The 23,626-nt window shown below is 62.3% G+C and carries 21 protein-coding genes; 7 read left to right on the forward strand and 14 right to left on the reverse strand.

Annotated elements, in window-relative coordinates:
- The first annotated feature begins 101 nt into the window (after positions 1 to 101).
- Together P3C29_RS16850 and P3C29_RS16855 are read left to right on the forward strand one after the other, a co-directional pair.
- Positions 102 to 812, forward strand: a complete 711-nt coding sequence (locus P3C29_RS16850; RefSeq protein WP_169388891.1) for a histidine phosphatase family protein — start codon at positions 102 to 104, stop codon at positions 810 to 812.
- A gap of 56 nt (positions 813 to 868) precedes the next feature.
- Entirely contained in the window at positions 869 to 1,183 is a 315-nt protein-coding gene (locus P3C29_RS16855; protein ID WP_010210990.1) for an SCP2 sterol-binding domain-containing protein, read from the forward strand.
- Between the two features lie 149 nt (positions 1,184 to 1,332).
- On the opposite strand, the gene P3C29_RS16860 is transcribed toward P3C29_RS16855, so the two are convergent.
- Complete coding sequence (locus P3C29_RS16860) at positions 1,333 to 3,969, reverse strand: glucosidase (RefSeq protein ID WP_275964953.1); 2,637 nt, start codon at positions 3,967 to 3,969, stop codon at positions 1,333 to 1,335.
- A 195-nt stretch (positions 3,970 to 4,164) separates the two neighbouring features.
- On the opposite strand from P3C29_RS16860, the gene P3C29_RS16865 reads away from it, so the two are divergent.
- Positions 4,165 to 5,532, forward strand: a complete 1,368-nt coding sequence (locus P3C29_RS16865; protein ID WP_201124565.1) for a VOC family protein — start codon at positions 4,165 to 4,167, stop codon at positions 5,530 to 5,532.
- Positions 5,533 to 5,657: 125 nt separating this feature from the next.
- On the opposite strand, the gene P3C29_RS16870 is transcribed toward P3C29_RS16865, so the two are convergent.
- Complete coding sequence (locus P3C29_RS16870; protein WP_201124566.1) at positions 5,658 to 5,897, reverse strand: DUF465 domain-containing protein; 240 nt, start codon at positions 5,895 to 5,897, stop codon at positions 5,658 to 5,660.
- Between the two features lie 189 nt (positions 5,898 to 6,086).
- Between P3C29_RS16870 and tkt the strand changes: the two genes are divergently transcribed.
- A complete protein-coding gene (tkt, locus tag P3C29_RS16875) occupies positions 6,087 to 8,153 on the forward strand; it encodes a transketolase (RefSeq protein WP_275964954.1) in 2,067 nt (688 codons plus the stop codon).
- A gap of 106 nt (positions 8,154 to 8,259) precedes the next feature.
- The gene (locus P3C29_RS16880; RefSeq protein WP_275964955.1) at positions 8,260 to 9,501 is read left to right on the forward strand and encodes a hypothetical protein; all 1,242 of its coding nucleotides are present in this window, start codon (positions 8,260 to 8,262) and stop codon (positions 9,499 to 9,501) included.
- Here the strand turns inward: P3C29_RS16880 and P3C29_RS16885 are convergent, their stop codons facing one another.
- From P3C29_RS16885 to P3C29_RS16940, 12 genes are all read right to left on the reverse strand, one after another.
- On the reverse strand, positions 9,502 to 10,263 hold the full coding sequence (locus tag P3C29_RS16885; RefSeq protein ID WP_169388895.1) for an SDR family oxidoreductase: 762 nt from the start codon (positions 10,261 to 10,263) through the stop codon (positions 9,502 to 9,504).
- A 42-nt stretch (positions 10,264 to 10,305) separates the two neighbouring features.
- The gene (locus tag P3C29_RS16890) at positions 10,306 to 11,133 is read right to left on the reverse strand and encodes a DMT family transporter (protein WP_275964956.1); all 828 of its coding nucleotides are present in this window, start codon (positions 11,131 to 11,133) and stop codon (positions 10,306 to 10,308) included.
- A 75-nt stretch (positions 11,134 to 11,208) separates the two neighbouring features.
- Positions 11,209 to 12,114 (reverse strand): transcriptional regulator GcvA, encoded by a 906-nt coding sequence (gene gcvA, locus P3C29_RS16895; RefSeq protein WP_010172063.1) that lies wholly within the window; start codon positions 12,112 to 12,114, stop codon positions 11,209 to 11,211.
- An 86-nt stretch (positions 12,115 to 12,200) separates the two neighbouring features.
- Positions 12,201 to 12,569 (reverse strand): SMI1/KNR4 family protein, encoded by a 369-nt coding sequence (locus P3C29_RS16900; RefSeq protein ID WP_201124568.1) that lies wholly within the window; start codon positions 12,567 to 12,569, stop codon positions 12,201 to 12,203.
- Between the two features lie 66 nt (positions 12,570 to 12,635).
- Positions 12,636 to 14,693, reverse strand: a complete 2,058-nt coding sequence (locus P3C29_RS16905) for a methyl-accepting chemotaxis protein (RefSeq protein ID WP_275964957.1) — start codon at positions 14,691 to 14,693, stop codon at positions 12,636 to 12,638.
- Between the two features lie 382 nt (positions 14,694 to 15,075).
- On the reverse strand, positions 15,076 to 16,227 hold the full coding sequence (gene argE / locus P3C29_RS16910) for an acetylornithine deacetylase (RefSeq protein WP_275964958.1): 1,152 nt from the start codon (positions 16,225 to 16,227) through the stop codon (positions 15,076 to 15,078).
- Complete coding sequence (locus P3C29_RS16915) at positions 16,224 to 16,901, reverse strand: DUF1028 domain-containing protein (protein WP_275964959.1); 678 nt, start codon at positions 16,899 to 16,901, stop codon at positions 16,224 to 16,226. Before P3C29_RS16915 ends, argE begins: the two co-directional genes overlap by 4 nt.
- Before the next feature lie 27 nt (positions 16,902 to 16,928).
- Positions 16,929 to 17,660 (reverse strand): class II aldolase and adducin N-terminal domain-containing protein, encoded by a 732-nt coding sequence (locus P3C29_RS16920; RefSeq protein WP_275964960.1) that lies wholly within the window; start codon positions 17,658 to 17,660, stop codon positions 16,929 to 16,931.
- Between the two features lie 201 nt (positions 17,661 to 17,861).
- Positions 17,862 to 18,695 carry an ABC transporter substrate-binding protein gene (locus P3C29_RS16925; protein WP_275964961.1) on the reverse strand — a complete coding sequence of 278 codons (834 nt, stop codon included), beginning with the start codon at positions 18,693 to 18,695 and terminating at the stop codon, positions 17,862 to 17,864.
- A 28-nt stretch (positions 18,696 to 18,723) separates the two neighbouring features.
- On the reverse strand, positions 18,724 to 19,596 hold the full coding sequence (locus P3C29_RS16930) for a phytanoyl-CoA dioxygenase family protein (protein ID WP_275965012.1): 873 nt from the start codon (positions 19,594 to 19,596) through the stop codon (positions 18,724 to 18,726).
- Positions 19,597 to 19,631: 35 nt separating this feature from the next.
- Positions 19,632 to 21,149, reverse strand: coding sequence for an amino acid ABC transporter permease/ATP-binding protein (locus tag P3C29_RS16935; protein WP_275964962.1), 1,518 nt, complete (start codon positions 21,147 to 21,149; stop codon positions 19,632 to 19,634).
- Positions 21,150 to 21,530: 381 nt separating this feature from the next.
- Entirely contained in the window at positions 21,531 to 22,505 is a 975-nt protein-coding gene (locus P3C29_RS16940) for a LysR family transcriptional regulator (RefSeq protein WP_275964963.1), read from the reverse strand.
- A 217-nt stretch (positions 22,506 to 22,722) separates the two neighbouring features.
- Between P3C29_RS16940 and P3C29_RS16945 the strand changes: the two genes are divergently transcribed.
- Positions 22,723 to 23,157: a RidA family protein gene (locus P3C29_RS16945; protein WP_010172082.1), complete on the forward strand. Its 435-nt coding sequence runs from the start codon at positions 22,723 to 22,725 to the stop codon at positions 23,155 to 23,157.
- A gap of 16 nt (positions 23,158 to 23,173) precedes the next feature.
- Positions 23,174 to 23,617: a type II 3-dehydroquinate dehydratase gene (locus P3C29_RS16950; protein WP_169388903.1), complete on the forward strand. Its 444-nt coding sequence runs from the start codon at positions 23,174 to 23,176 to the stop codon at positions 23,615 to 23,617.
- Positions 23,618 to 23,626 lie beyond the last annotated feature (9 nt).

Here is a 23,626-nt window from a genome sequence, read left to right on the forward strand (position 1 = left end):
GCCCTCTAACGAGCTTTTAAAACAAGCGTATGTTTTTTCATTGACAGCTTCCCGGCATCCTCATAACCTCGCCAGACTTTCAACGTACCGGGAAAACGGACGTGGGCAGCATCTACCTGATTCGACATGGCCAGGCCTCCTTCGGTGCAGACGACTACGACGTGCTGTCGCCCATCGGTGTGCAACAGGCGCAAGTGCTCGGCAGCCACCTGGCGGAACTGGGCCTGAGCTTTGACCGTTGCGTGTCCGGTGACCTGCGTCGCCAGCAGCACACGGCCACTGCCGCCTTCGAACAGTACAGCGCCCTTGGCCTGCCGGTACCGCCGCTGGAAATCGACAGCGCGTTCAACGAATTCGATGCCGAGGCAATCATTCGCGCCCTGCTCCCGGACTTGCTGCACAGCGAACCCGAAGCCCTGCACATCCTGCGCAACGCCGCGCAAAACCGCGGCGAGTTCCAGCGCATCTTTTCCCTGATTGTCGAACGCTGGTTGGCCGGCACCTACGACCCGCCGGGCCTGGAAAGCTGGCTGGGGTTTGTCGAACGGGTGCAGGGTGGCCTGCAACGCCTGCTCGAAGCCGCCGACAGCAGTGACAAGATCGCCGTGTTCACCTCCGGCGGCACCATCACCGCGCTGCTCCACCTGATTACCCGAATGCCTGCCGCACAGGCCTTCGAACTGAACTGGCAAATTGTTAACACCTCGCTCAACCACCTGAAATTCCGTGGTCGCGAGGTGGCACTGGCTTCCTTCAACAGTCATACCCACTTGCAACTGTTGAAGGCGCCGCAGCTCATCACCTTCCGATGAATTGCGGCCAACCGTGACCCCAAGGTCACTGGACTCACCATAAAAGGATCGAAACCATGACTGACGTAGCTAAAGCCGTAGAAGCAATGAAAGCCAAATTCAACCCAGCCGCTGCCGACGGCCTGGACCTGGTGTTCGGTTTCCGTATCGACGACACCCAGAACTTCTCGCTGGTTGTGAAAAACAACACCTGCGAACTGCTGGAAGGTGAAAACCCGGACGCCCAGGTCACCCTGGTGATGGACGCCGAAACCATGAAAGGCATCGTCAGCGGCGAAACCGACGGCATGCAAGCGTTCATGGGCGGAAAACTGCGCACTGAAGGCGACATGATGCTGGCCATGAAATTGAGCGAGCTGTTCCCGGCCTGATCAGGGTAACCCTGGCCAGACCAAGTGAGTTTGTGTGGGAGCCGGGCTTGCCCGCGATAGCATCACCTCGGTGCAACTGATTCACCGAGGCGTCTGCATCGCAGGCAAGCCAGCTCCCACATAAACCCCACATTTTGATCGTGTTGTTTTCAGGTTTTTGGCTGCAACAACAACGCCACCAACGCACTCCACCCCGTCTGGTGCGACGCCCCCAACCCACGCCCGGTCTCGCCATGAAAGTACTCATGGAACAACACCAGATCGCGACTCGCCGGGTCCGCCTCCAACTGCGCATACCCCACCATCGACGGCCTTGAACCGTTTTCATCTCGCAGAAACAAGCGCGTCAGCCGTTGACTCAGACCGTCTGCCACCTCCTCCAGCGACGCCAGGTACCCACTCCCCGCCGGGTACTCCACCGAGAAATTGTCGGCGTAGTAGCGATGAAATTCCCGCAGCGACTCAATCAGCATGTAATTGACCGGCATCCACAACGGCCCACGCCAATTGGAGTTGCCGCCGTACAACCGCGAATCCGACTCCGCCGGTTCATAGCGGGCACACAGGGTGTTGCCATTCATCTTCAGCGCCAGCGGTTCCTCGGCAAAGGCTTTGGATAGCGAGCGCACCCCAAACGTGGAAAGAAACTCGGACTCATCCAGCATGCGCCGCAGCAAGTCCTTGGTGCGCTCGCCCCGCAACAGCGCCAGCAACAGGCGATTACCCTGCCCCGGCTCATTCCAGCGCGATACCAACTTGGCCAGGTCCGGTCGGTGTTTCATAAAACCCAGCAGACGCTCACGCAGCCCTTCCAGGCCTTCATGCTCGCGCTGCTCCAGCACCAGCACCGCAAACAGCGGCATCAGCCCGACGATGGAACGCAGCCGCACCGGTTCACTTTCACCGCCGGGACGGTGCAGCACGTCGTAGAAAAACTGGTCCTGTTCATCCCACAGGCCTTCCTCACCGTTGTCCACGCGGTTGATCGCGCCGGCGATGTACAGGAAGTGCTCGAAAAACTTCACCGCGATGTCCACGTACACGACGTTGCGCTTGGCCAACTCCAGGCCGATGCGCATCAGGTCCAACGCATACGCGGCCACCCACGCCGTGCCGTCCGCCTGGTCCAGCTGATAACCCGGCGGCAAATCAGCCGAGCGGTCGAACAGCGCAATATTGTCCAGCCCGAGGAAACCACCCTGGAACAGGTTGCGGCCCTCGGCGTCCTTGCGGTTGACCCACCAGGAAAAATTCAGCAGCAGCTTGTGGAAAATCCGCTCGAGGAAATCCATGTCGCCCACGCCCTTCAGCGCCTTGTCCTGCTGGTACACCCGCCAGCTGGCCCAGGCGTGCACCGGCGGGTTGGCATCGTCGAAACGCCACTCGTAGGCCGGCAACTGGCCGTTGGGGTGCATGAAGCGATCCTTCACCAACAGCAACAGCTGCTGCTTGGCGTAACCCGGATCGATCAGGGCAAAGGCCACCGCCTGGAAACCCTGGTCCCACGAGGCGTACCACGGGTATTCCCAGGTGTCGGGCATCGAGAGGATGTCGAAATTCGACAGGTGCCGCCAATGGGTATTGCGGATATGCAGGCGCTCGGGCGGCGGTGCGGGCTGGGCCGGGTCGCCGTCGAGCCACTGGTTCACGTCGAAGTAATACAACTGCTTGGACCACAGCAACCCGGCCAGGGCCTGGCGCTGCACGTTGCGCGCGTCTTCATCGGTGATGCCCTGTTGCAGCGCCGCGTAGAACTCGTCGGTCTCCTGGCGGCGCTGTTCGAACAGCTTGCGTGCATTGATCCAGGGCGCATCCGCCGGGGCGAAGCGCAGGTACAGGGCTTTGCTTTCCAGGCCCGCCAGTTCCAGGATGAAACGCGCGGCGACCTTGGTGCCGGAGTCCCGGCGAATCGCGGTTTGCGCTCCCGTGGTCACGTAGTCGTTGATCCCGTCCTTGAATGGCCCCGGCGCGGGTTGCCCATCGAGCTTAGGGAAGTTGGTTTCGTTCTCGCAGAACAGCCATTCCACACCGTCCTGGCCCCAGGCACTCAGGTGGCGGTCAAACAACTCGTGGTGCCGTGCCACCACCTGCTCGCCCTCCAGGCGCAACTCGGGCTTGGGCGCATCCGCACTCCAGCTCCAGTCGTTGCGCGCCCACAGGTGCGGCAACACCTGCAAGCGCGTGGGCTGGTCGGAACGGTTGTGCACGGTGATGCGCATGAACACATCGTCAGGCTGGTGCTTGGCGTATTCGACGGTGACGTCGCAGTAGCGGTTGTCTTCGAATACCCCGGTGTCGAGGATTTCGTATTCGGCATCCCCCAGGCCACGGCGGGCGTTCTCGGTGATCAGGTCTTCATAGGGAAAGGCCGCGTGGGGGTATTTGTAGAGCATGCGCATGTAGGCATGGCTCGGCACGCCATCGACGAAAAAGTACAGCTCCTTGACGTCTTCGCCGTGGTTGCCCTCGGCGTTGTTCAGGCCGAACAGGCGCTCCTTGATGATTGCGTCGTGCTCGTTCCACAGCGCCAGGCCCAGGCACCAGCGCTGGGCCTTGTCGCTGAAACCCGCGAGGCCGTCTTCGCCCCAGCGGTAGGCGCGGCTGCGGGCATGTTCGTGGGGGAAGTAGCGCCAGGCGTCGCCGTCGGCGCTGTAGTCTTCGCGCACCGTGCCCCATTGCCGCTCGCTCAGGTAGGGGCCCCAGTCACGCCAGCGCTCGGCGTCGTCCCTGGCCAGGCGCTGGCCTTCAATCGTTTCCAGAATGTTCGTCGCAGGCTGTGCCGTCATCGAGTCTTCCGTCGCGTTCCGAAGTGACGGCCAGTGTAGAGCCCATCGGCGGTGAGATGCACGTGAAGCTAATAACATCCCGCTCATTCATTTGTAGAATGAAGTCCAGAGGATTCTTCGTTTGCAAGGCCGTGGCAGGCCCAACAAAATCAACCCACCGTGCATTTTATCTCTATAGCCGCCAGGAATTTTTCTATGCCCACCGCCCGCCCTGTCAGCCCTGACGACATTCGCAAAGGCTTCTCCAAGGCCATGTCCGACATGTACCGCGATGAAGTGCCGCTGTACGGCGCGTTGATGGAACTGGTGGCCGAGACCAATGCCCGGGTGCTCAACACCGATACCGGGCTGGCTCACCAACTGCAGCGCACCGGGGAAATCCAGCGCCTGGACATGGAGCGCCACGGCGCCATCCGCCTGGGCACCGCTGAAGAACTGGCGACCATCAGCCGCCTGTTTGCGGTGATGGGCATGCAGCCGGTGGGCTATTACGACCTCACGCCCGCCGGCGTCCCCGTACATTCCACGGCCTTTCGCGCCGTGCACGAAAGCGCCCTGCAAACCAGTCCGTTCCGGGTGTTCACCTCCCTGCTGCGCCTGGAACTGATCGAAAACCCTGAACTGCGCGCCTTCGCCCAATCCGCCCTGGCCAAACGATCGATCTTCACCCCGCGCGCCTTGGAGCTGATTCAACAAGCGGAAACCGATGGCGGCCTCGACGCCGCTCACGCCGAGGAGTTTATCCGGCAAGCCCTGGAAACCTTCCGCTGGCACCACACCGCCACCGTCACCGCCGCCCAATACCAGCAACTGAGCGACCAGCACCGGCTGATCGCCGACGTGGTGGCGTTCAAGGGCCCGCACATCAACCACTTGACGCCGCGCACCCTGGACATCGACCAGGTACAGGCCGCGATGCCTGGCAAAGGCATTACCCCCAAGGCCGTGATCGAAGGGCCGCCCCGCCGCCAGTGCCCGATCCTGCTGCGCCAGACCAGCTTCAAGGCCCTCGACGAGGCGATTGCCTTTACAGATGCCAAGGGCAGCCACAGCGCACGCTTCGGCGAAATCGAACAACGCGGCGTGGCGCTCACCCCCAAGGGCCGGGCGCTGTACGACCAACTGCTGAATGCGGCGCGGGATGAACTGGGGGCGTTTCCGAATGAAGCCAACGCCGGGCGCTACACCGAATTGATGGAACAACACTTCCAGGCGTTTCCCGACGATCACCGGCAGATGCGCGAACAGGAACTGGCGTACTTCCGCTATTTCGTGACCGAAAAAGGCTTGGCCGCGCAGCACAAGGCCGCCACCCTGGACGCATGGATCGCCGCCGGCCACGTGGACGTAGAGCCCCTGGTGTATGAAGATTTTCTGCCGGTGAGTGCGGCGGGGATTTTCCAGTCGAACCTGGGGGATGCGGCGCAAAGTCACTACGCGGCCAACGCGAACCAGGCCGAATTTGAAAAGGCCCTGGGCCGCCAGACCATCGACGAGTTGACGTTGTACGGGGAAACCCAGCAGCGCTCGATTGACGAATGCACCCGCGCGCTGCTGGCTTGAAAAAGAGAGTTCGCCCGGCCACAGCGCATTCCATGCGCCGTCTAAGAGCCCCAGTGCCGGGCGAACGATTGGCATGATAGGCAGCGACGGCGTCGCTGTCTTTCAGGCAATTCTGAACAAATCTTCTACCTGGCCGCCGCTTTCTCCAGTTGCTCGACGATCTTGTCTTTGATCAACAGGCGTTTCTTCTTCAGTTTTTCCAACTCCTCATCGCCGCCGCTTGAAGACTCAAGCTCCAGCACCTCCTTGTCGGCGCTGTCGTATTGGTGCAGCAGCGAATCCAGGTAGTTGTCGCCCGCCCTGCGCTTTTGAATGTCTTCCTTGGTGAAAGTCAGGTCCTGATACAGGTCGTGTTTCACTGGCATGGAGTACCTCCGCAAGTTGATCATTGACTGAATGCCCTTTGAAGCTAGCCCATCCGACGGGCTCTTGTCATGTTTGAGATCAACCTGTCGCGTTTGAATCCCCGTTCGTCGCTGGGCAGACGATTTCATAAAACCTTTGGCCCACCCTGCCCTCCACTGTAGATCGTCACCCGATGGAGAACAGGTTCCATGAATCACGCTGCCAACGCTGTCGACACCCAGTGCATCAACACTATCCGTACCCTGGCCATGGACGCCGTGCAGAAGGCCAATTCCGGCCACCCCGGCACGCCTATGGGCCTGGCGCCCGTCGGCTACACCCTGTGGAGCCGCTTCCTGCGGTATCACCCCGAGCACCCCGACTGGCCCAACCGCGACCGTTTCGTGTTGTCGGTGGGCCATGCCTCGATGCTGTTGTATTCGCTGTTGCACCTGGCGGGCGTGGTGGAGATTGACGCCCACGGCAAGCGCTCCGGCGAGCCGGCGATCAGCCTGGATGACATCAAGCAGTTCCGGCAGATGAGTTCGAAAACCCCGGGCCACCCCGAGTACCGCATAACCACCGGCGTGGAAACCACCACCGGGCCACTCGGCCAGGGCTGCGCCAACAGCGTCGGCATGGCCATGGCCGAGCGTTGGCTGGCCAAGCGTTTCAACCGTGACGACCAGGTGCTGTTCGACTACAACGTGTACACCCTGTGCGGCGACGGCGACATGATGGAAGGCATCAGCAGCGAGGCCGCGTCCATGGCCGGGCACTTGAAGCTGGATAACCTGTGCTGGATCTACGACAACAACACCATCAGCATCGAAGGCCACACCGAACTGGCCTTCAGCGAGGACGTGATCAAGCGCTTCCAGGCCTATGGCTGGCACACGTTGCACGTTACCGACGCCAATGACCTGACGGCCCTGAGCGAGGCCCTGAGTACCTTCCAGAAAAACACCGGCGCCCCGACCCTGATCGTGGTCGACAGCGTGATCGGCTACGGCTCGCCCCACAAACACAACACCGCTTCGGCCCACGGCGAACCCTTGGGCGAAGAAGAAATCCGCCTGACCAAAGCCGCCTACGGCTGGCCCGAAGACTCAAGCTTCCTGGTGCCGGACGAAGCGCGCACGGTCCTGCGGGATGCGCTGCTTGCGCGCAGCAAGCCGCTGTATGAGCAATGGATACACACCCTGTCCCACCTGGAACAGTACGAGCCGGAACTGGCTGATGAACTGCGGCGCATGCGCGCCGGCGAAATGCCCGAGCATTGGCAGGACCAACTGCCGAGCTTTGCCGCAGATGCCAAGGGCGTTGCCAGCCGCGCCGCCGGTGGTGAGGTGTTGAATGCGTTTGCCCAGCAGATCCCGTGGCTGCTGGGGGGCTCGGCAGACCTGTCGCCCTCCACCAAGACCAACCTGACCTTCGATAGCGCCGGGCGTTTCAGCGCCGAGAACTACGGCGGGCGCAACCTGCACTTCGGTATTCGCGAGCATGCCATGGGCGCGATTGCCAACGGCATGGCGCTGTCGTACCTGCGGCCCTACACCTCGACCTTCCTGGTGTTCAGCGACTACATGAAACCGCCGATTCGCCTCGCAGCAATCATGGAGCTGCCGGTGGTGTTCGTGTTTACCCACGACTCGATTGGCGTCGGCGAAGACGGCCCTACGCACCAGCCCATCGAACACCTGACCCAACTGCGCGCCACACCGGGCCTGCTGACCCTGCGCCCGGGTGACGCAAATGAAACCCTGGAAGCCTGGAAAATCGCCCTGGCCCAGACCCATCGGCCGACGTGCGTGGTGCTGTCGCGGCAAAATCTGCCGACCCTGGACCGCACGCAATACGCCGCCGCCTCGGGCACGTCCCGTGGTGCCTATGTGTTGGCCGGCGCCGAGAAGCCCCAGGTGATCCTGATCGCCACCGGCAGTGAGGTCAGCCTGGCCGTAGACGCCTATGAGCAGCTGAAATCCGAGGGCGTGGCGGCACAAGTGGTGTCGATGCCGAGCTGGGAGTTGTTCGAAGAACAGGACCAGGCCTACCGCGACAGCGTATTGCCGCCCACGGTGAAAGCCCGGTTGGTGGTGGAACAGGCAGGCCCACTGGGCTGGGATCGCTACGTGGGGCAGACCGGGGCGAAAGTGGTGATGAACAGCTTTGGCGCCTCGGCTCCGCTGTCCAAGTTGCAGGCCAAGTTCGGCTTTACCCTGGAGAACGTGGTGAAACTGGCGAAAGAGCAAGTCAAGCTCAACGCCACTGGCTAGGCTCAGGCACGAGGCGATGAAGGATAAGTAGAGGGAAGCGCGCAAGTTCTGGATAATGGCCCCCGCGTGATCACACGCCCAGCCAACGATACGGAAATCTTGCTCGATGAAATTGCTGCCCCTTCTCGCCTCTGCCTTGCTGCTTCCGTCCATTGCCCATGCAGGCGATGCCGCCCTGGACGACACCCTCAAGGCCTTCAGCCGGTGTGACGCCAGCTTCTTTTCCAGCCTCAAGGCCCACAGCGATGCCTGGAAAGCCTACGCACCGCTGAAGCAGGATAAGGATGCCGCGTGGATTCCGGTGGCCAACCGCAGCAGCCGTTCCGGCAACACGGTGGCCCTGCGCGACCTGCCCCCCGTCGCCGGAATAAAGCTGCTGTCCTATTTCGACGAGAGCACCAACCTGGGCAACGCCGGCTACTACTTCTACTGGGGCTTCATGGTGGATGGCAGCCCGGATGACGTTGCCAAACGCCTCAGCCCGCTGCTGGAAAAACCGGCCCTTCTGAAGAAAATCGACACCGCTTACGTGCGCAGCGAACTGCGGTTTCGCGACAACTGGCTGAGCATCGAGCCGATGCCCGGCGTCGCTCCCGGCAAGTCGCGTGTGGAGCGCGTACTGCTGCTGGAACCGGAAGGCGCACAAACCCGCCTGAGCTGCTCGGTGCAAGGTGCCGTCGACGCCGCGCTGCTGGTGCAATTGCGCCCGGACATTCCGCCCGCCGAATACCCGCAAACGCGCCTGGAAACGGCGATCGGCGATGTTCCCGTGCCCCAGGACATTCTGAAGAAACTTGACTCGGCGCTGCTGGCGCCGAAATTCAAAACCTTGAGCTACACCTACGTGAACAAACCGGGCGGAACCCGCAAGTCGAGCCCGGTTTCGATTGTGCTCAAGACCGAAAGCGGGCTGATGAGCAAAACCGAGCAATACGGCAGCTTCCACGTCGAGCGCCTGACCAAGGCCGACCTTGTCCAGTTGAAGGCGAAGATGGTCGGCCTCGGCGATGACAGCGTGCTGCAAACCAGCGAACTGGAATTCAAGGCGCCCCAAAACTGGAACCCGGGCCAGACCCTCAGTGCACGAATGCTCATGAAGCATGTGCCGGCCAAGGCCAACGACGAGCCCTTCAAGACTCGCCTGGAATGCACCGTGGGCGAACGCATGCCTGCCCGCCAGGTATTTGCCTCGCTGCCGGGTGACGCCATCAAGCTGGCGTGTGTCCAGGGGGATAACCGCACCTCCAGTGTCTTTATCGAAGACCTGGGCTTCGCCATGACACTGGAGTCAACCTCCGGCGCCGATCATGACGTGTACGAAATCACCGCCCTGGAGGTGGTGCGCTGATCACTTGCCGCCAGTCACATCCAGGAACGTTCCCGTGATGAAGGACGCCTCGGCGCCGGCCAGCCACAGGATCGCCCGCGCCACTTCTTCGGGCTGACCGCCCCGGCCCATGGGGATCGAATCCTTCACGCGGTCAACCCGCCCCGGCTCCCCGCCGCTGGCGTGAATATCGGTGTAGATATGCCCGGGACGAATACAGTTGACGCGTATTCCCTCCCGGGCGACTTCCTTGGCAAACCCGATGGTAAAGGTCTCAAGCGCACCCTTCGACGCCGCGTAGTCGACGTATTCATTGGGGCTGCCGAGCCTGGCCGAGGCCGATGAGAGATTGATCACCGACCCGCCCCGGCCGTTGTGACGAAACGACATGCGCTTCACCGCTTGCTGGGCACACAGCATCGGACCGATCGCGTTGACCGCAAAAATCCGCTGCATCCGTTCGAACGCCAGGTCCTCTACCCGGGACTGCAAGGCGTTGATCCCGGCGTTGTTGACCAGCACATCGATGCGACCAAATTCCCGGTCGATCGCGGCAAACAGTTGAATGACCTGCTCCGGGTCAGCGCTGTCGGCGCGCACCGCCAACCCCCGGCGCCCGACCGCTTCGACATCAGCCACCACCGCGAGGGCGGCAGGCTCGTCGGAAACGAAGCTGATCGCCACGTCATATCCTTGTGCGGCAGCCAGCCGCGCGGTGGCGGCGCCAACGCCACGACTTCCACCCGTAATCAGAATCAGCGGTGCCTGCGGGACGGTATCCATTGAGCGAACCTCATGTGGTGGTGGGAAATGCTTTACCGGGTGTCAGCCGATCAGGAGGGTGCCGGTGGCAATCACCACGCACGCCAGGACCTTTCGAACCGTCAATGTCTCGCCCAGGAAGAAGTAGCCGATCAGCGCCGCGAACAACACGCTGGTCTCGCGCAGTGCCGACACTGCGCCCATGGGTGCACCGGCCATGGCGTAGATGATGATCCCGTAGGCCAGGAGCGACACCAGCCCGCCGGCAAACGCGGTGAAGAAGCCAGGCCGCAGGCTGAACAGACTCTTCGGCCCGCGCAGGCCGATATACACCGCCGGCATCAGCACGCCCCACAAGGCGCACATCCACACCGTATAGGCCATCGGGGCGCCGGACAGGCGCGCACCGATGCCGTCGGTCACGCTGTAGGCGGCAATGAAACAGCCGGTGCCCAGGGCGTATGGCAGGCTCGGGATAGCCAGCCGGCGCCCCCTGAACGCCAGGGAAATGATCCCGCCCGACACCAGGGCAATGCCCAGCAGCGCACCGGCCGACACGCTCTCCCCGGCAAACACCGCCGCGCCAAGGGTGATCAGCACCGGCGAGGAGCCGCGGGAAATCGGGTAGGTCTGCCCCAGGTCGCCCACCTTGTAGCTGCGCACCAGGAACAGGTTGTAGCCAACGTGCAGTACCGCTGACAGCACCACATAAAACCAGCTGGCGGGGGCCGGTGGCTGCAGGAACACCGCGACGGCGACACTGGCGATGGCCACTGCCAGGCACATGACCGTCATCGACCAGAGCCGGTCGGCGCCGCCACGCAGCAGCGCGTTCCAACTGGCATGCAGTAAGGCGGCGAAGAGAACCAGGAGAATGATGTGATAAGGCATGCGCCCATCCTAAGCAATCGGGCGCGTTAACTGAAACGAAGTCTTCTCATCGAAGAATGAGCAAATCCTCATGCTTCATTCGTAAGCGAGCCCGGCGCTCGTGGCCTCCTGCATCAGCCATTCTCGGAAACTGACGATGTGCGGCCGGGATTCAAGGCCTTTGGGGCACACAAAATAATAGGCAACCGGGGACGGGAACGGCACATCGAACAGCTTGACCAGGCGCCCATCGCTCAGCTCGGATTCCACATGCCCGCTGCGCGCCAACGCAATGCCCTGGCCGAGCAAGGCGGCCTCGATCGTCATGTTGGTATCAGCAAACCGGACGCTCTCCTTGAGCGGCGAAATGCCCAGCCCGACGTGCTGGAACCAGACTTCCCATTTCGGCACCAGGTCGGCGCCGTCTCGCGTCAGCAAGGGATAGCGCAGCAATTCGGCAGGCGTGCGCGGCCTGCCAAAACGGCTCAAAAGGTCAGGGCTCGCCACCGGAAAGATCTGCTCCCGGAACAGGAACTCCGAGTACAGGGCCGGGTAATTGCCGTTGCCGAAGCGGATCGCCACATCTGCCTCTGTACTAGAGAAGTTGATGGCTTTGTCACTGGAGTCCAGCGTGACCAGGATTTCCGGATGCCGCTGGGCCAGGCTCGGCAACCGTGGCAGCAGCCATTTCAGCGCGAAGGAATAGGTGGTGCTGACCTTGAGCCGCACCCGGCCCTTTTGCTCGCGCAGGTCCGCCAGTGTGGCCTCGAGGTTCATGAAGAACTCACGCACGATCGGCGCAAGGGCCGCCCCGGCAGGTGTCAGGCTGAGTGACTTGCCCCGCTGGAACAGCTGCAACCCCCAGAGTTCTTCGAGGTGCTTGAGTTGATGGCTGACGGCACTTTGGGTGACATGCAGCTCTTCCGAGGCCGAGGTGAAGGTAGCGTGCCGTGTCGCAACCTCGAAGGCGCGCAATGTCGAGGTGGGTGGCAGGTCTCTCATGGCAGCGCTTCTCGGGGCGGTCACCCGCCCTTTATGAATGGAAACTCATGATAAGGCATTCCGGCCGCGCCTCGAAAGCAGCCCGCTTATTCACACGCCACGCACACCTGCTGAAACCACGCCGAAAAGTTCGGCCAGCGCTCATTCGTCGGGCCATTGTGCGACCAGTACCGAACCTGCCCCAGGTGTGACACGCAGAAGTAGTCGCCATTGTCTTCAATGAACGGCAGCCAGTCCTTTGGAACGCCCATTTGGTTCCAGGCGGTCTGGGCGATTTCGAACAAGTCGAGATGGCTCGTGCCCGGCAGGATCACCGCCGGTTCAAACGTCGCATTGGCAACATCGCTTCCGCCCTTGAGAAACTCGATGTAGGCGGCCGGAAACGGGAAGTTCAGGTTGCTGGCGGCCTTCTCGATTTCAGCATCGGTTGGAATACGGAACGGGTCGGAAATCATCGATAAAGTCCCTGGCTCGACGAATGGGAGCGTGCTGAATACCACAGTTGCCCTGGCAACACACCCTCAACGCAGCTGGAACCGCGCCGTGTTGTCGCTCAGCGCCCGGCTGCCCTTGCTCAACATGTCCGCCGCCTGATTCACCGCTCGCGCGCCGTCGAGCAAGCGCCCGGCGGCCTGGTCGACCTGCTGGATATTGCCGCTGACTTCATCCGCCGTCGCTGCCTGCTCCTCCACCGCCGTGGCGATCTGCGCCAGGGTATCGGTGACGCTCTGCACGGCGCTGGCGATCTCGCCCAGCCGATGGCCAAGGCCGGTGACCGACTCGGCATCGGTCACCGCCTGCTCACAGGCCGCGCCCATCAGCGTGACCGCCTGGCTCACCGTCGAGCGCAAGCTGTCTACTGTCCCGGCGATCTGCGCCGTGGACGCCTGGGTGCGCTGTGACAGGCTGCGCACTTCATCCGCCACCACCGCAAAACCCCGACCCTGTTCGCCGGCCCGCGCCGCTTCAATGGCGGCGTTCAGCGCCAGCAGGTTGGTCTGCTCGGCGATGCCGCGAATGGTGTCGACCACCGACTGAATCTGCTGCCCCTGCTGGCTGACGCGCTCCAGTGCGTCGGAGGTGTCGGTCAACCGCTGGTTGAGCTGTTGAATGCTGGCGGTGGTGCGCTGGCTGTCGCGGCTGCTGTCCTCGGCGATCTGCCGGGTTTTCTGCGCGCTGCCGGACGCCTGCTCGCAGCTTTTGGCGACGCCCATGGAGGTGGCCGCCAACTGCGTGGCGGCCGCTGCGATCTGGCTGATTTGCTGTTGCTGGTCTTCCACTTCGGTCAGCGTGCTGCCCGATTGCGAGTTGAGCGTCAGCACCGCCGAGCCGAGCTGCTGCGTCTCGTGGTTCACCCCCAGCAAGCTGGTGCGCAACTGCACCACCGCCACGTTGAGCGCGGTACTGATCGCGGCCAGTTCGTCGCGGCCTTCCACCGCTACCTCGACGCACAGATTGCCGTCGCGCAGGGACTCGGCCAGGGTGGTGATGCCACTGGCGCTGCGGCGGATCGAGGCCTGCAAGCACACGAACAGGTACAACGCCGCCAACGCCAGCACGCTGAACGTCACCGCCACCGGGATGAACTGTTTGAGGGAGCGGTCGCGGTAGTAACCCAGGCGCGCGTCCAGCGAGGTCAACGACTGCTTGCGCAGCGCGCCCAGGGTGCCGAGCATGCCATCCACACTGCGTTCGAAGGCGGTGGTGTCGAGCTTGATGGTGCCGCCAAACACGCCTTCGTCCAGGGCTTTGAGCTCGTTGTCCAGCTGTTGCAAGCTGTCGTCGTATTGCGCGATCCAGGGTTGCAGCCCCGGGTATTGCTTGGCCTTGAGGGAGGCGGCGGCCTTGACCAACTGGTCCCGGGCATCACCGATGCGCCCGCGCAGGTCGCGCATCTGCAAACGGCTTTGCAGGGTGAACTGCCCCGAGGCGATGGACGACTGGCCGACGCTCGCCATGCGCCCGATGCGCTCGATCAGGTCGGGCGTCTGCTGGGTGGAAATCTGCATCAGCAAGTAGGTTTCAAGCCACGGATCGAGGATCAGGCCCGCGTCCATGGTGATCTGCTCGCGCAAGGCTTGCATGGCGCTCAGCGCCGACGTGAAGCGGTCGTAGCCATCCGGCCACCAGCCCACGGTACGCAGGGCCTGGGAGTCCATGCCCGTGACCGAAGCCTGCAACGCGTCGAAGCGCGCGAGGGTGTCGGCGCTGGCGCTCTGGGCTTTCAGGGCCTCGCCCAGGGCCTGCACGCTCTGCTGGATCAGCGGAAAGTTGGTGTCGACCGCGGTCATTGCGGCTTTGGCGGCGGGTGTCTGGTCGTGGAGGATGTCGGCGGCTTTCCAGCGCGCCGCCAGGTTGCGCTGGGCGGTCAGCTGGGCGTCCAGGGTATCCAGGGCCAGCAGTTCGCGTACGCCGGATTGCTCATTGGAAATCACCGTCAGTTGGGTGCGGTACTCCTGGGCGATCATCCACAAGCTGCCGGCCAGGGGCAGCATGAACAGGAAAAACAGGATCTGGAACTTGCGCGCAAATCCGAAACGTCCGAGCAGGCGGATTCCCGGCGACAAAAGGCTTTGCATGTCCGACTACTCCTAGAACCACTCGCCTCAGCGGCGAATCAAGCTTTGAAATGACTGACGGCAAAATGCCATGTCATTGATTAAGCTGGCTCAAGCAAGAAACGGACCGCCGCAGGGAGGCCGCAGATTAGGCGGGGTGTCGTTGAACAATCTGCGGGGCGTGCGCAAAAATGGGGCAAAAGCACTCAGCACCGGTGGCAGAACGGTAACCCTCTGTGGCGAGGGAGCTTGCTCCCGCTGGGGTGCGAAGCAGCCCTGAATCCTGCAAACGGTATTTCCTTGAGAGAACACCTGTGCCTGTTTTGGGGCTGCTGCACAGCCCAGCGGGAGCAAGCTCCCTCACCACAGGGTTAGTGTTGCTGAATAGGTGGGGGGAGTCAGATTACTGGCTGACAAAAGCCAACACCCGCTCCAGCATCCGGTCACAGGCCTCAAGTTGCGCGACGCTGATGAATTCATCGGGCTTGTGCCCCTGGTCCATGCTGCCGGGCCCGCACACCACGGTGGGAATGCCCGCCTGGTCAAACAGCCCGCCTTCGCTGCCGAACGCCACGGTGCCGAAGGCCTTCGAGCCGCAGAATTCGGCAACCCATTCAGCCGCCTGGCTCTCCACCGCTGTCGACAACCCCGGGTAGCTCGACAGCTCGCTGAAGTGGATCGCGCACTGCTCACTGACTGCCTGCATCGCCGGCAATAACGTGTGCTCGGCGTAACCACGCAATTGGTCCGCGACGTGCCAGGGATCCTGCGCCGGCAGCGAGCGCACTTCAAAGTCGAAGCTGCAGTTTTGCGGGACAATATTGAGTGCCTTGCCGCCGGCGATCATGCCGGTTTGCACGGTGGAGAAAGGTGGATCAAAACTCACGTTATGGTGATGCGGCGCCTTGAGTTCTTCACCCAGCCGGCCCAGCTCGATGATCAACCGCGCGGCATATTCGATGGCGTTCACCCCCGACGGGGCATACGCCGAATGGCACGCCGCGCCATGCACTTCGCAACGCATCGCCAGCTTGCCCTTGTGGCCCAGCACCGGCTTGAGTTCAGTGGGTTCGCCGATCACGCACAGCAACGGCTTGACCGGCTTGGCGTGGAACGCTTCGATCAGCGAGCGCACGCCCAGGCAGCCCACCTCTTCATCGTAAGACAGCGCGATATGCACCGGCATGCGCAGCGGTACCTGTACCAACGCCGGGACGCTGGCCAGCACACAGGCGATATAGCCTTTCATGTCGGCAGTGCCACGACCGTACAACTTGCCGTCCTTTTCGGTCAGCTCGAACGGTGCAACGCCCCAGCGCTGGCCATCCACGGGCACCACGTCGGTGTGGCCGGACAGCACGATGCCCGGCACGTCCGCCGGGCCGATGGTCGCCAGCAGGTTGGCCTTGCTCTTGTGCTCGTTGAACAACAGCTCGCAGCTCACGCCATGGTGCTGCAGGTAATTGCGTACGAAGTCGATCAGCGCCAGGTTCGATTCACGGCTGGTGGTGTCGAAGCTGACCAGTTGCGCCAGCAGGTCGCGGCTCTGGCTCATCGGTCATCTCCCGGCACCGCATAACCCGGGGCAAACTGGGGGTTGATGGCGCGGTCGATGTAGTCCTGCATTTGCCCGCGATAGGCCTGCCAGAGTTGCTCAAGTTCGCCGATGGGGTTTGCGTCGGCCCAGTCCACCCGCAGGTTGACGATGGGCCACAGGTGATCACCGACCACCACCATCGCGGCAGAGTGCACCGGCCCCGCCTCTCCTCCTCCCGTCACACCCGCCTGCATCGCGGCGAGCAGTCGGTCGGCGAGGTGCCCTGGAGTGTCTTCGAAGGCGCGCACCATGGCTTCGATCACCCCGGTATTGGCCAGCATGTTCCCGGCCGCCACGCATTGTTCACCGCTGACCGCGTGGTGAATGCCCAGGGTCTGCGCGCCGCTGAAGTGCGCGGTTCTGCCCGTGCTATCAATGGCCGTCACCTGGCGATATTCGCTGTGGCTTTGCGGGGTGAGCACGGTCGCCAGCGCGTCACTCGGTGCCATGCCCTCGGCCAACAGGTCCAGGGTGTGCGGGCCGAGTGCCGGCAACGTGATGTTCTGCGACGCCACCGCGCCCACACCCGGGCGTAGCCACGGGCAACGGGCCCCCACGGCAATACTCGACGAGCTGATAGCGATACCCAGCTGCCCGGTTTCGGCACAGCGGGCGACAACCGAAAAGGTCATGGCAATTCCTGTCTCTAAAGGATCAAATCAGTCGAGCAGCGACGGGTCGGCGTCGATCATCAGCTGCTTCATTTCTTCAAAATGCCGTTGCGAGAAATCCGTGATGCCTTCCCAGCCGCGCGCGGTTTTTTCGGCCACTTCGTCAGACAGTACCCGCAGTGGCTGGCCGGTGGACCATGCCGTAACGAGGATCTGGCAAGCGCGCTCCAGGGTCCAGATATCGTCGAAGGCCTCACCGATGGACGTGGCCGTGACCATTACCCCATGGTTGCCCATCAACAAGCGACTCTTGCCGTCCAGCAACCCGGCGAGGCGCTCGCCTTCGGCCTCGGTGTCGGCCATGCCGCCGTACAGTTCGTCCACCGCCACGCGATTGAAATAGCGTGCGGTGTTCTGGTCAATCGCAGGGATATGCGGCTTGGCCAGGCAGGCAACCGCCGTGGTGTACACCGGGTGCAGGTGCAGCACGGCGCGGGTGTGTGGCAACAACCGGTGAATCTGCCCGTGGATCGACCAGGCGGTGGCGTCCACGTCGGGATGGTCGGCGCCCGAGGCGTCGTCGGCGTTCAGCAGCAACAGGTCACTGGCGCGGATACGCGAGAAGTGCTTCCACTTCGGGTTGAGCAAAAACTGCTTGCCGTCGGCGGATACCGCCGCGCTGAAATGGTTGGCCACCGCCTCATGCATGCCAAGGTGCGCAACGATGCGAAAGGTCGCCGCCAGGTCGATGCGGGTTTGCTCTTCAAGTGATAACGCCATGTAGCTTTCTCCGCAGGGCAATTGGATGGCGAGGGGTTTATTGTGGCGAGCGAGCTTGCTCGCGCTGGACTGCGCAGCAGTCCCATTCGCTTGGATAACGCGAAGAGGCCGCTTCGCGGCCCAGCGGGAGCAAGCTCCCTCGCCACAACAAGCTCGGTCGCCACAGGTTCGGTGCGTACCGTTAAGTGAGCACGCTTGTGATCAGGACTTCGGCATCAGCTCGGCGATGTCGGCCTCGGTAGGTGCCTGGAAGTTGTATTTCTTGAGCAAGGCTGCGTATTCAGGGGTGGCGCTGAACTTCTTGAGGCCTTCGATCAATGCGTTCTTGACCTCGTCATTGCCCTTCTTCACGCCGAAGCCGTTCAGCACCGGGTAGATCAAGGTGTCGGAAGAAATCACCACGCGGCCGCCGAGTTTTTCCACCGCGCCACGGGCCACGGCGGCGTCGGTAATCTGTGCCTCAACCGCATGGGCCAGCAGCGCCTGGGTGGTTTGCGGGTCGGTGCTGTACTCACTGATCGCGATCGGCTTCAGGCCTTTCTTCACACAGTACTCATCCGACAGTTTGTGCATCTGCGCCAGCCAGGACGTGGCGCCCATGGAGCCGATCTTGTGGCCGCAGAATTCTTCCGGGGTCTTGGGCTGGAAGTCGCTGCCCTTGAGGGTCAGGATCGATTCACCGCTCTTGAGGTAGGGAATCATGTCGATGACTTTCACCCGCTCGGCGGTGATGTACATCGACGAGTTGGTCACGTCGAACCGCCCTGCCTGCAAGCCCGTAATCAGGTTGGGGAAGCGCGTGTCGAGGGTCTCGACGGTGCGGCCCATGGTCTTGGCCAGGCCGTCCATGAACTCAATGTCAAAGCCTGCGGGCTTGTTGTTGTCCATGTATTCATAGGGAAAGAAGGTCACGTCGGAACCGGCGACAATTTTCCCGTCTTTCTGGAAAGCCGACGCCGCCAACGACGTCATTGCAACCGCAGCGCCCAGCAGGCACACGGCAATTGGGCGAGCAATCATCTGAAACGCTGTCATGGTAATACCCTGCAAGGTGAGAAGGAGGTTAGGCAGTGACTGAGTCCTGGCCGGCCTGTTGCACAAAGAAAGAGGCGCCACGGGGCTTCTGCGGCAAGCGCAGGTGGTTTTCCGTGGAACGCACCAGGCCACTTTCTGCACCGGCCACCATCAGGCCGGCGTGCGCGCTGGGCAGCGGGTTTTCGCCGAATGGCAGCGCGTCTTCAGCGGCGTAGACGCTGATGAACAGGGTGCGCGGCAGTTCGGTCTCGTTAGGGCTTGAAGCATGCAAAAGACGGGTGTGCATGAAGCACACGGAACCGGCCGGGCCGTAACAGGCCACCGGGCTCTGGCACAGGTCGTCGACTACGGTGTCGTCCACCGAACCGGTGAAACGCTGGTTGTGCCAGTGGGACCACAGCGGGCCTTTGTGGCTGCCGGGGATCACATTCAACGGGCCATTTTGCGGCGTGACTTCGCTGACCATCAGCAAGGCCGTGACGATGTCGTCGTTGCTGTGAGGCGTGAACAGGAAGTCCTGGTGCCACTTCACCTGGGTGGCGGTGTGGGGGAGTTTCGAGTTGATCTTGCTGTGATGAAAACGCGTGCCGCCGCCCCCGATCAATTGCGCGGAAATCGCTGCCATCCGCGATTGCAATGCCACACGCTGGTACGCCGGCGAAATCTCGGTGGGCGAACTCACCCGCCGCAACGAGGGATGATCCGGGCGATGGTCGCCCTCGAGGTCGAAACGCGCACGGCCATCCACCGTTTCCCCCCAGCCCTGGTCGTGGCTGCGGCTGTCTTCTACCCACTGGTCGAAGTCGTGTTGCAATGCAGCGACTTCTTCAGTCGACAACACGTCTTGCACCACCAGAAAGCCGTCCCGGTGGAACTGTTCAATTTGCGCTTGCTCGATCATGGTGTCGCTCTCTTGTCGCTCGAACGTTAAGGGGGTCACGCCAGCGAGACGTCCTTGAGGAACGCCTCCACACGTGGGTTCTCGCCGCTGCGCAACGCGTGCGGCGTGTCATCGCAGACCACCCGGCCCTTCTCCATGAACACGATCCGGTCGGAGACCTTGAACGCGAAATTCATCTCATGGGTGACGATCACCATGGTGATGCCCTCCTGGGCCAGGGCTTCGATGACTTGCAGGACTTCGTTGACTTTTTCCGGGTCCAGGGCCGAGGTGGGCTCGTCAAACAGCATGATTTGCGGGCGCATCATCAGGGCGCGGGCAATGGCCACGCGTTGCTGTTGGCCACCAGACAACTGGTGCGGATATTTCCAGGCGTGGTCGAGCATGCCGACCTTGTGCAGCAGCGCGTAGGCCTGCTGCTTCAGCTCTTCGACGCGCCCTAGGCGGTGGTACTTCGGCGCCATCAGCAGGTTGTCGAGCACGCTCAAATGCGGGAACAGGTTGAAGCTCTGGAACACCATGCCGATGTTCAGGCGATGCTCGGCGTGCTCCACGTACTGCGGCTTTTGCGCGCCGACCTTGTCCAGGTGAATGAACGGCTGTCCGTTGATTCTGATCTCGCCGTTATCCAGTTGCTCAAGCCCATTGAGCAGGCGAATCAGGGTGGTTTTGCCGGAGCCCGAAGGCCCGATCACCGACACCACTTCACCGGGCTGAATCTGCAGGTTGACCGAGCCCAACACCTCCACATCGTTGTAGGCTTTGTGCAGCCGGGAAGCCTGGAGTGCCGGGCCTTCGGTGCTGACCGGGCGCTGCAGGGCGACACGCTGTTGGGTCGCCAGTGCCAGCACTTCTGCATCGGGCACCCGGGAAACGTTGCGCTGGTTGACGTCGAGAAAACGCTCCAGGCGCTTGAGCAGGAAGTCGAACACCGTGACGATGAATACGTAGAAAAACGCCACCGCCGCCATCGTCTCGATCACCAGGAAGTTCTGCGAATACAGGCGCTGGCCGACCATCAGAATTTCGGTCAGCGAGATCACCGACACCAATGACGTGAGCTTGACGATGGAGATGTATTCGTTGGCCAGCGACGGCAGCGCCACCCGCAATGCCTGCGGAATCACCACCCGCCACTGGATCCCGAAAAACTTCAGCCCCAGTGCCCGCGCAGCCTCGCCCTGCCCTTTGGGAATCGACAGCAGGCCGCCCCGGTGAATCTCCGCCACATAGGCGGTTTCGCAGATCACCAGGGCCAGCAGGCCGGCCCAGAACGGGTCCGCCAGGATCACCGAAGTGGCAGGAATCGCTTGCGGCAGGTTGTAGATGAAAATCAGCAGCACCAGCAGCGGCAGGCTGCGGAACAACCAGATGTAGCCCCGCGCCGGCAGGCTGATCAGCGCATGTCTGGATTGCTTGGCCAGGGCCAGCAGGAAGCCCAGCGCGATGCTCAACACCCAGGTCAACGAACTGAGTTGGATGACCGTCCATGTCGCCCGCCAGAACTCGGCATCGGCCAGCAAACCAAACATGTAATTCCAGTTGAAAGTCATCGTCACTGCGCTCGATAAAAAAATGAAAATGCCCACCGAATGCTCAACGTGAAGGTCGAACCCTGATCTGCACCGATGGATTGAGAGTCGTGGGAGGAGGCACTTTGGGTCAATTCGTAAAAGCCGGCCTATTGGGTAGGGAGAACCTACGCAGCGTCACCGTTCCCTGGGTGACGACGGGGCTGCTGAAACAGCCTGTCTCGTATTGGTGCGGGACCGCGCCTGCGCTGCATGCCGGCGCCACCTTTTGGTGCGCTGCAAACACAATCCCTTGTGGGAGCTGGCTTGCCTGCGATGGCATCGCCGCGGTGTACCTGCAAGGCCGAGGTGCCCGCATCGCAGGCAAGCCAGCTCCCACAGAAAAGCAAGAAAGCAGGCCGTTCAGCTCACCGTGTTAAGGCCGCGCACCGCATGGGCATCGAAAAAACTGGGGGCTGCCATGCCCGGGATGTACTGGTCTGAAACGAACATGCGGCAACGCTCGGCAAACGCCGACACCACCCGGGACAATTGGGTATTGCTCGCCGTGGCATACCCCAGCTGCATCGGCCGGTGCGGGCCGGACAACCGCAGGCGGATCAAGCGCTTGCCGTCCTGGGAAAGGTTGGCTTTGGGCCGGGCGTTCGCGAAGGAATAGCCGATGCCATTGGCGACCATGGAACGCACGGTTTCAAGGTTGCTGGAGCGCATGATGATGTTCGGGGTGGTGCCCGCCTGCATAAAGAAGCTGAGGAAATATTCCCGGCTCCAGGGCGTGTCCAGCAGCACCACCGGGTAATCCTCAAGGTCGAGCATGCTCACCGCCGACAGGCTGGCCAGCGGGTGGTACTCACCCACCATCACATACGGCGGCAGTTGCGCCAGCGGCTGGAAGTCGATGTCCTCACTGGTCACCAGGTCGTAGGTCAGGGCGATATCGATCTCGGCGCTGCGTAGTTTTTCCAGCATTTCCTCGTGGTTGCCCTCGACCTGTGTGAGGCGCACGCCCGGAAACGCCCGGCCAAAACCGAACACCAGCTCGGGGGTGATCATCGGCGCCAGCCATTCCAGGCACCCCACCCGCAGCGGGCCGCGCACGGTATTCAGCGACTCGGAAGCGATGGTGTAGAGGTTGGTCATCTGCTCCAGGATCAGCTTGGCCTCTTGCATCACCTGGCGCCCCACCGCGGTGAGGGAAATGCCCTGGGCGTGGTGCCGAACAAACAGCTGGATGCCCAGCTCGGCCTCCATGTGGGTGATCGCCGCCGAGATCGACGGCGACGACACATGAATGCGTTCAGACGCGGCACTGATGCTGCCTGCCTCACCGGAAGCCACGAAATATTCCAGTTGGCGCTGGGTAATACGACTGAGCATCACGCCTCCACTCCATCAACAGGCCGACACCCGGCTGGCGCCGACGGCTTGAACCACAGCTGTGCATGGTTCATGCCGGGTGCGGCTTTCGCCCTACGCCGAAGCTCAGGTGCAGCGCTTCGGTTTTGCCTAAGCATTACCTCGCGCAAATGCTGGTTTCGCGCGAGCGGGGCCAATGTGAAGCTGGATTTATTCCGTACCCGACGAGTTGCCAGCAATGCCCACCCATACCCGTATTCGCATGTTCAACACCCAGCAGACCTACCCCAACCAGGCGCTGGACAACGACCTGTGCCAGGCCGTGCGCGCCGGCAACACCATTTATGTGCGCGGCCAGATCGGCACCGATTTCGAGGGCAACCTGGTCGGCCTCGGCGACCCGCGGGCGCAAGCTGAACAGGCGATGAAAAACGTCAAGCAACTGCTGGAAGAAGCCGGTTCCGACCTGTCGCACATCGTGAAGACCACCACCTACCTGATCGACCCGCGCTACCGCGAGCCGGTGTACCGGGAGGTCGGCAAATGGCTCAAGGGCGTGTTCCCGATCTCCACCGGCCTGGTGATTTCGGGGTTGGGCCAGCCGGAGTGGCTGATGGAAATCGACGTGATCGCCGTGGTGCCGGATGACTGGAACCCGGGCCAGCCAACCTGACGACCTGGAGTGTCCCATGCCCCGCACTGTGTATTTCCTCAACGGCCCCAACGCCAACCTGTACGGGCTGGACAAAAACGGCACCTACGGCAGCGAAAGCTTCGCCAGCATCGAAGCACGCTGCCAGCGCCACGCCACGGAGCTGGGCCTGACCCTGGCGTTTCGCCAGAGCAACCATGAGGGTGTGCTGGTGGACTGGATTCAGGAGGCTCGCCTCAACGCCCGCGCGATCATCATCAACGCCGCCGGCCTGACCTACAGCTCGGTGCCGATCCTGGATGCGCTGCTGGCGTTTGACGGCCCGATCATCGAAGCCCACATGAGCAACATCTGGAAGCGCGAGGCTTTCCGTCATCACTCTTACGTGTCCAAAGCGGCCACCGGCGTGATCGCAGGCCTCGGCGCGCTCGGCTATCGCCTGGCCCTGACAGCGGTGGCCGAGCTTCTGGAGACCGATTGAAGCGCTTTG

This window comes from Pseudomonas sp. 1912-s, from assembly GCF_029269205.1.
Taxonomy (GTDB): domain Bacteria; phylum Pseudomonadota; class Gammaproteobacteria; order Pseudomonadales; family Pseudomonadaceae; genus Aquipseudomonas.

What these genes read in the sequence shown, in the direction of transcription:
- P3C29_RS16855 (WP_010210990.1), top strand. Translation starts at nt 869, where the DNA reads ATGACTGACGTAGCTAAAGCCGTAGAAGCAATGAAAGCCAAATTCAAC.
- P3C29_RS16860 (WP_275964953.1), bottom strand. Translation starts at nt 3,969, where the DNA reads ATGACGGCACAGCCTGCGACGAACATTCTGGAAACGATTGAAGGCCAG.
- P3C29_RS16865 (WP_201124565.1), top strand. Translation starts at nt 4,165, where the DNA reads ATGCCCACCGCCCGCCCTGTCAGCCCTGACGACATTCGCAAAGGCTTC.
- P3C29_RS16870 (WP_201124566.1), bottom strand. Translation starts at nt 5,897, where the DNA reads ATGCCAGTGAAACACGACCTGTATCAGGACCTGACTTTCACCAAGGAA.
- tkt (WP_275964954.1), top strand. Translation starts at nt 6,087, where the DNA reads ATGAATCACGCTGCCAACGCTGTCGACACCCAGTGCATCAACACTATC.
- P3C29_RS16880 (WP_275964955.1), top strand. Translation starts at nt 8,260, where the DNA reads ATGAAATTGCTGCCCCTTCTCGCCTCTGCCTTGCTGCTTCCGTCCATT.
- P3C29_RS16885 (WP_169388895.1), bottom strand. Translation starts at nt 10,263, where the DNA reads ATGGATACCGTCCCGCAGGCACCGCTGATTCTGATTACGGGTGGAAGT.
- P3C29_RS16890 (WP_275964956.1), bottom strand. Translation starts at nt 11,133, where the DNA reads ATGCCTTATCACATCATTCTCCTGGTTCTCTTCGCCGCCTTACTGCAT.
- gcvA (WP_010172063.1), bottom strand. Translation starts at nt 12,114, where the DNA reads ATGAGAGACCTGCCACCCACCTCGACATTGCGCGCCTTCGAGGTTGCG.
- P3C29_RS16900 (WP_201124568.1), bottom strand. Translation starts at nt 12,569, where the DNA reads ATGATTTCCGACCCGTTCCGTATTCCAACCGATGCTGAAATCGAGAAG.
- P3C29_RS16905 (WP_275964957.1), bottom strand. Translation starts at nt 14,693, where the DNA reads ATGCAAAGCCTTTTGTCGCCGGGAATCCGCCTGCTCGGACGTTTCGGA.
- argE (WP_275964958.1), bottom strand. Translation starts at nt 16,227, where the DNA reads ATGAGCCAGAGCCGCGACCTGCTGGCGCAACTGGTCAGCTTCGACACC.
- P3C29_RS16915 (WP_275964959.1), bottom strand. Translation starts at nt 16,901, where the DNA reads ATGACCTTTTCGGTTGTCGCCCGCTGTGCCGAAACCGGGCAGCTGGGT.
- P3C29_RS16920 (WP_275964960.1), bottom strand. Translation starts at nt 17,660, where the DNA reads ATGGCGTTATCACTTGAAGAGCAAACCCGCATCGACCTGGCGGCGACC.
- P3C29_RS16925 (WP_275964961.1), bottom strand. Translation starts at nt 18,695, where the DNA reads ATGACAGCGTTTCAGATGATTGCTCGCCCAATTGCCGTGTGCCTGCTG.
- P3C29_RS16930 (WP_275965012.1), bottom strand. Translation starts at nt 19,596, where the DNA reads ATGATCGAGCAAGCGCAAATTGAACAGTTCCACCGGGACGGCTTTCTG.
- P3C29_RS16935 (WP_275964962.1), bottom strand. Translation starts at nt 21,149, where the DNA reads ATGACTTTCAACTGGAATTACATGTTTGGTTTGCTGGCCGATGCCGAG.
- P3C29_RS16940 (WP_275964963.1), bottom strand. Translation starts at nt 22,505, where the DNA reads ATGCTCAGTCGTATTACCCAGCGCCAACTGGAATATTTCGTGGCTTCC.
- P3C29_RS16945 (WP_010172082.1), top strand. Translation starts at nt 22,723, where the DNA reads ATGCCCACCCATACCCGTATTCGCATGTTCAACACCCAGCAGACCTAC.
- P3C29_RS16950 (WP_169388903.1), top strand. Translation starts at nt 23,174, where the DNA reads ATGCCCCGCACTGTGTATTTCCTCAACGGCCCCAACGCCAACCTGTAC.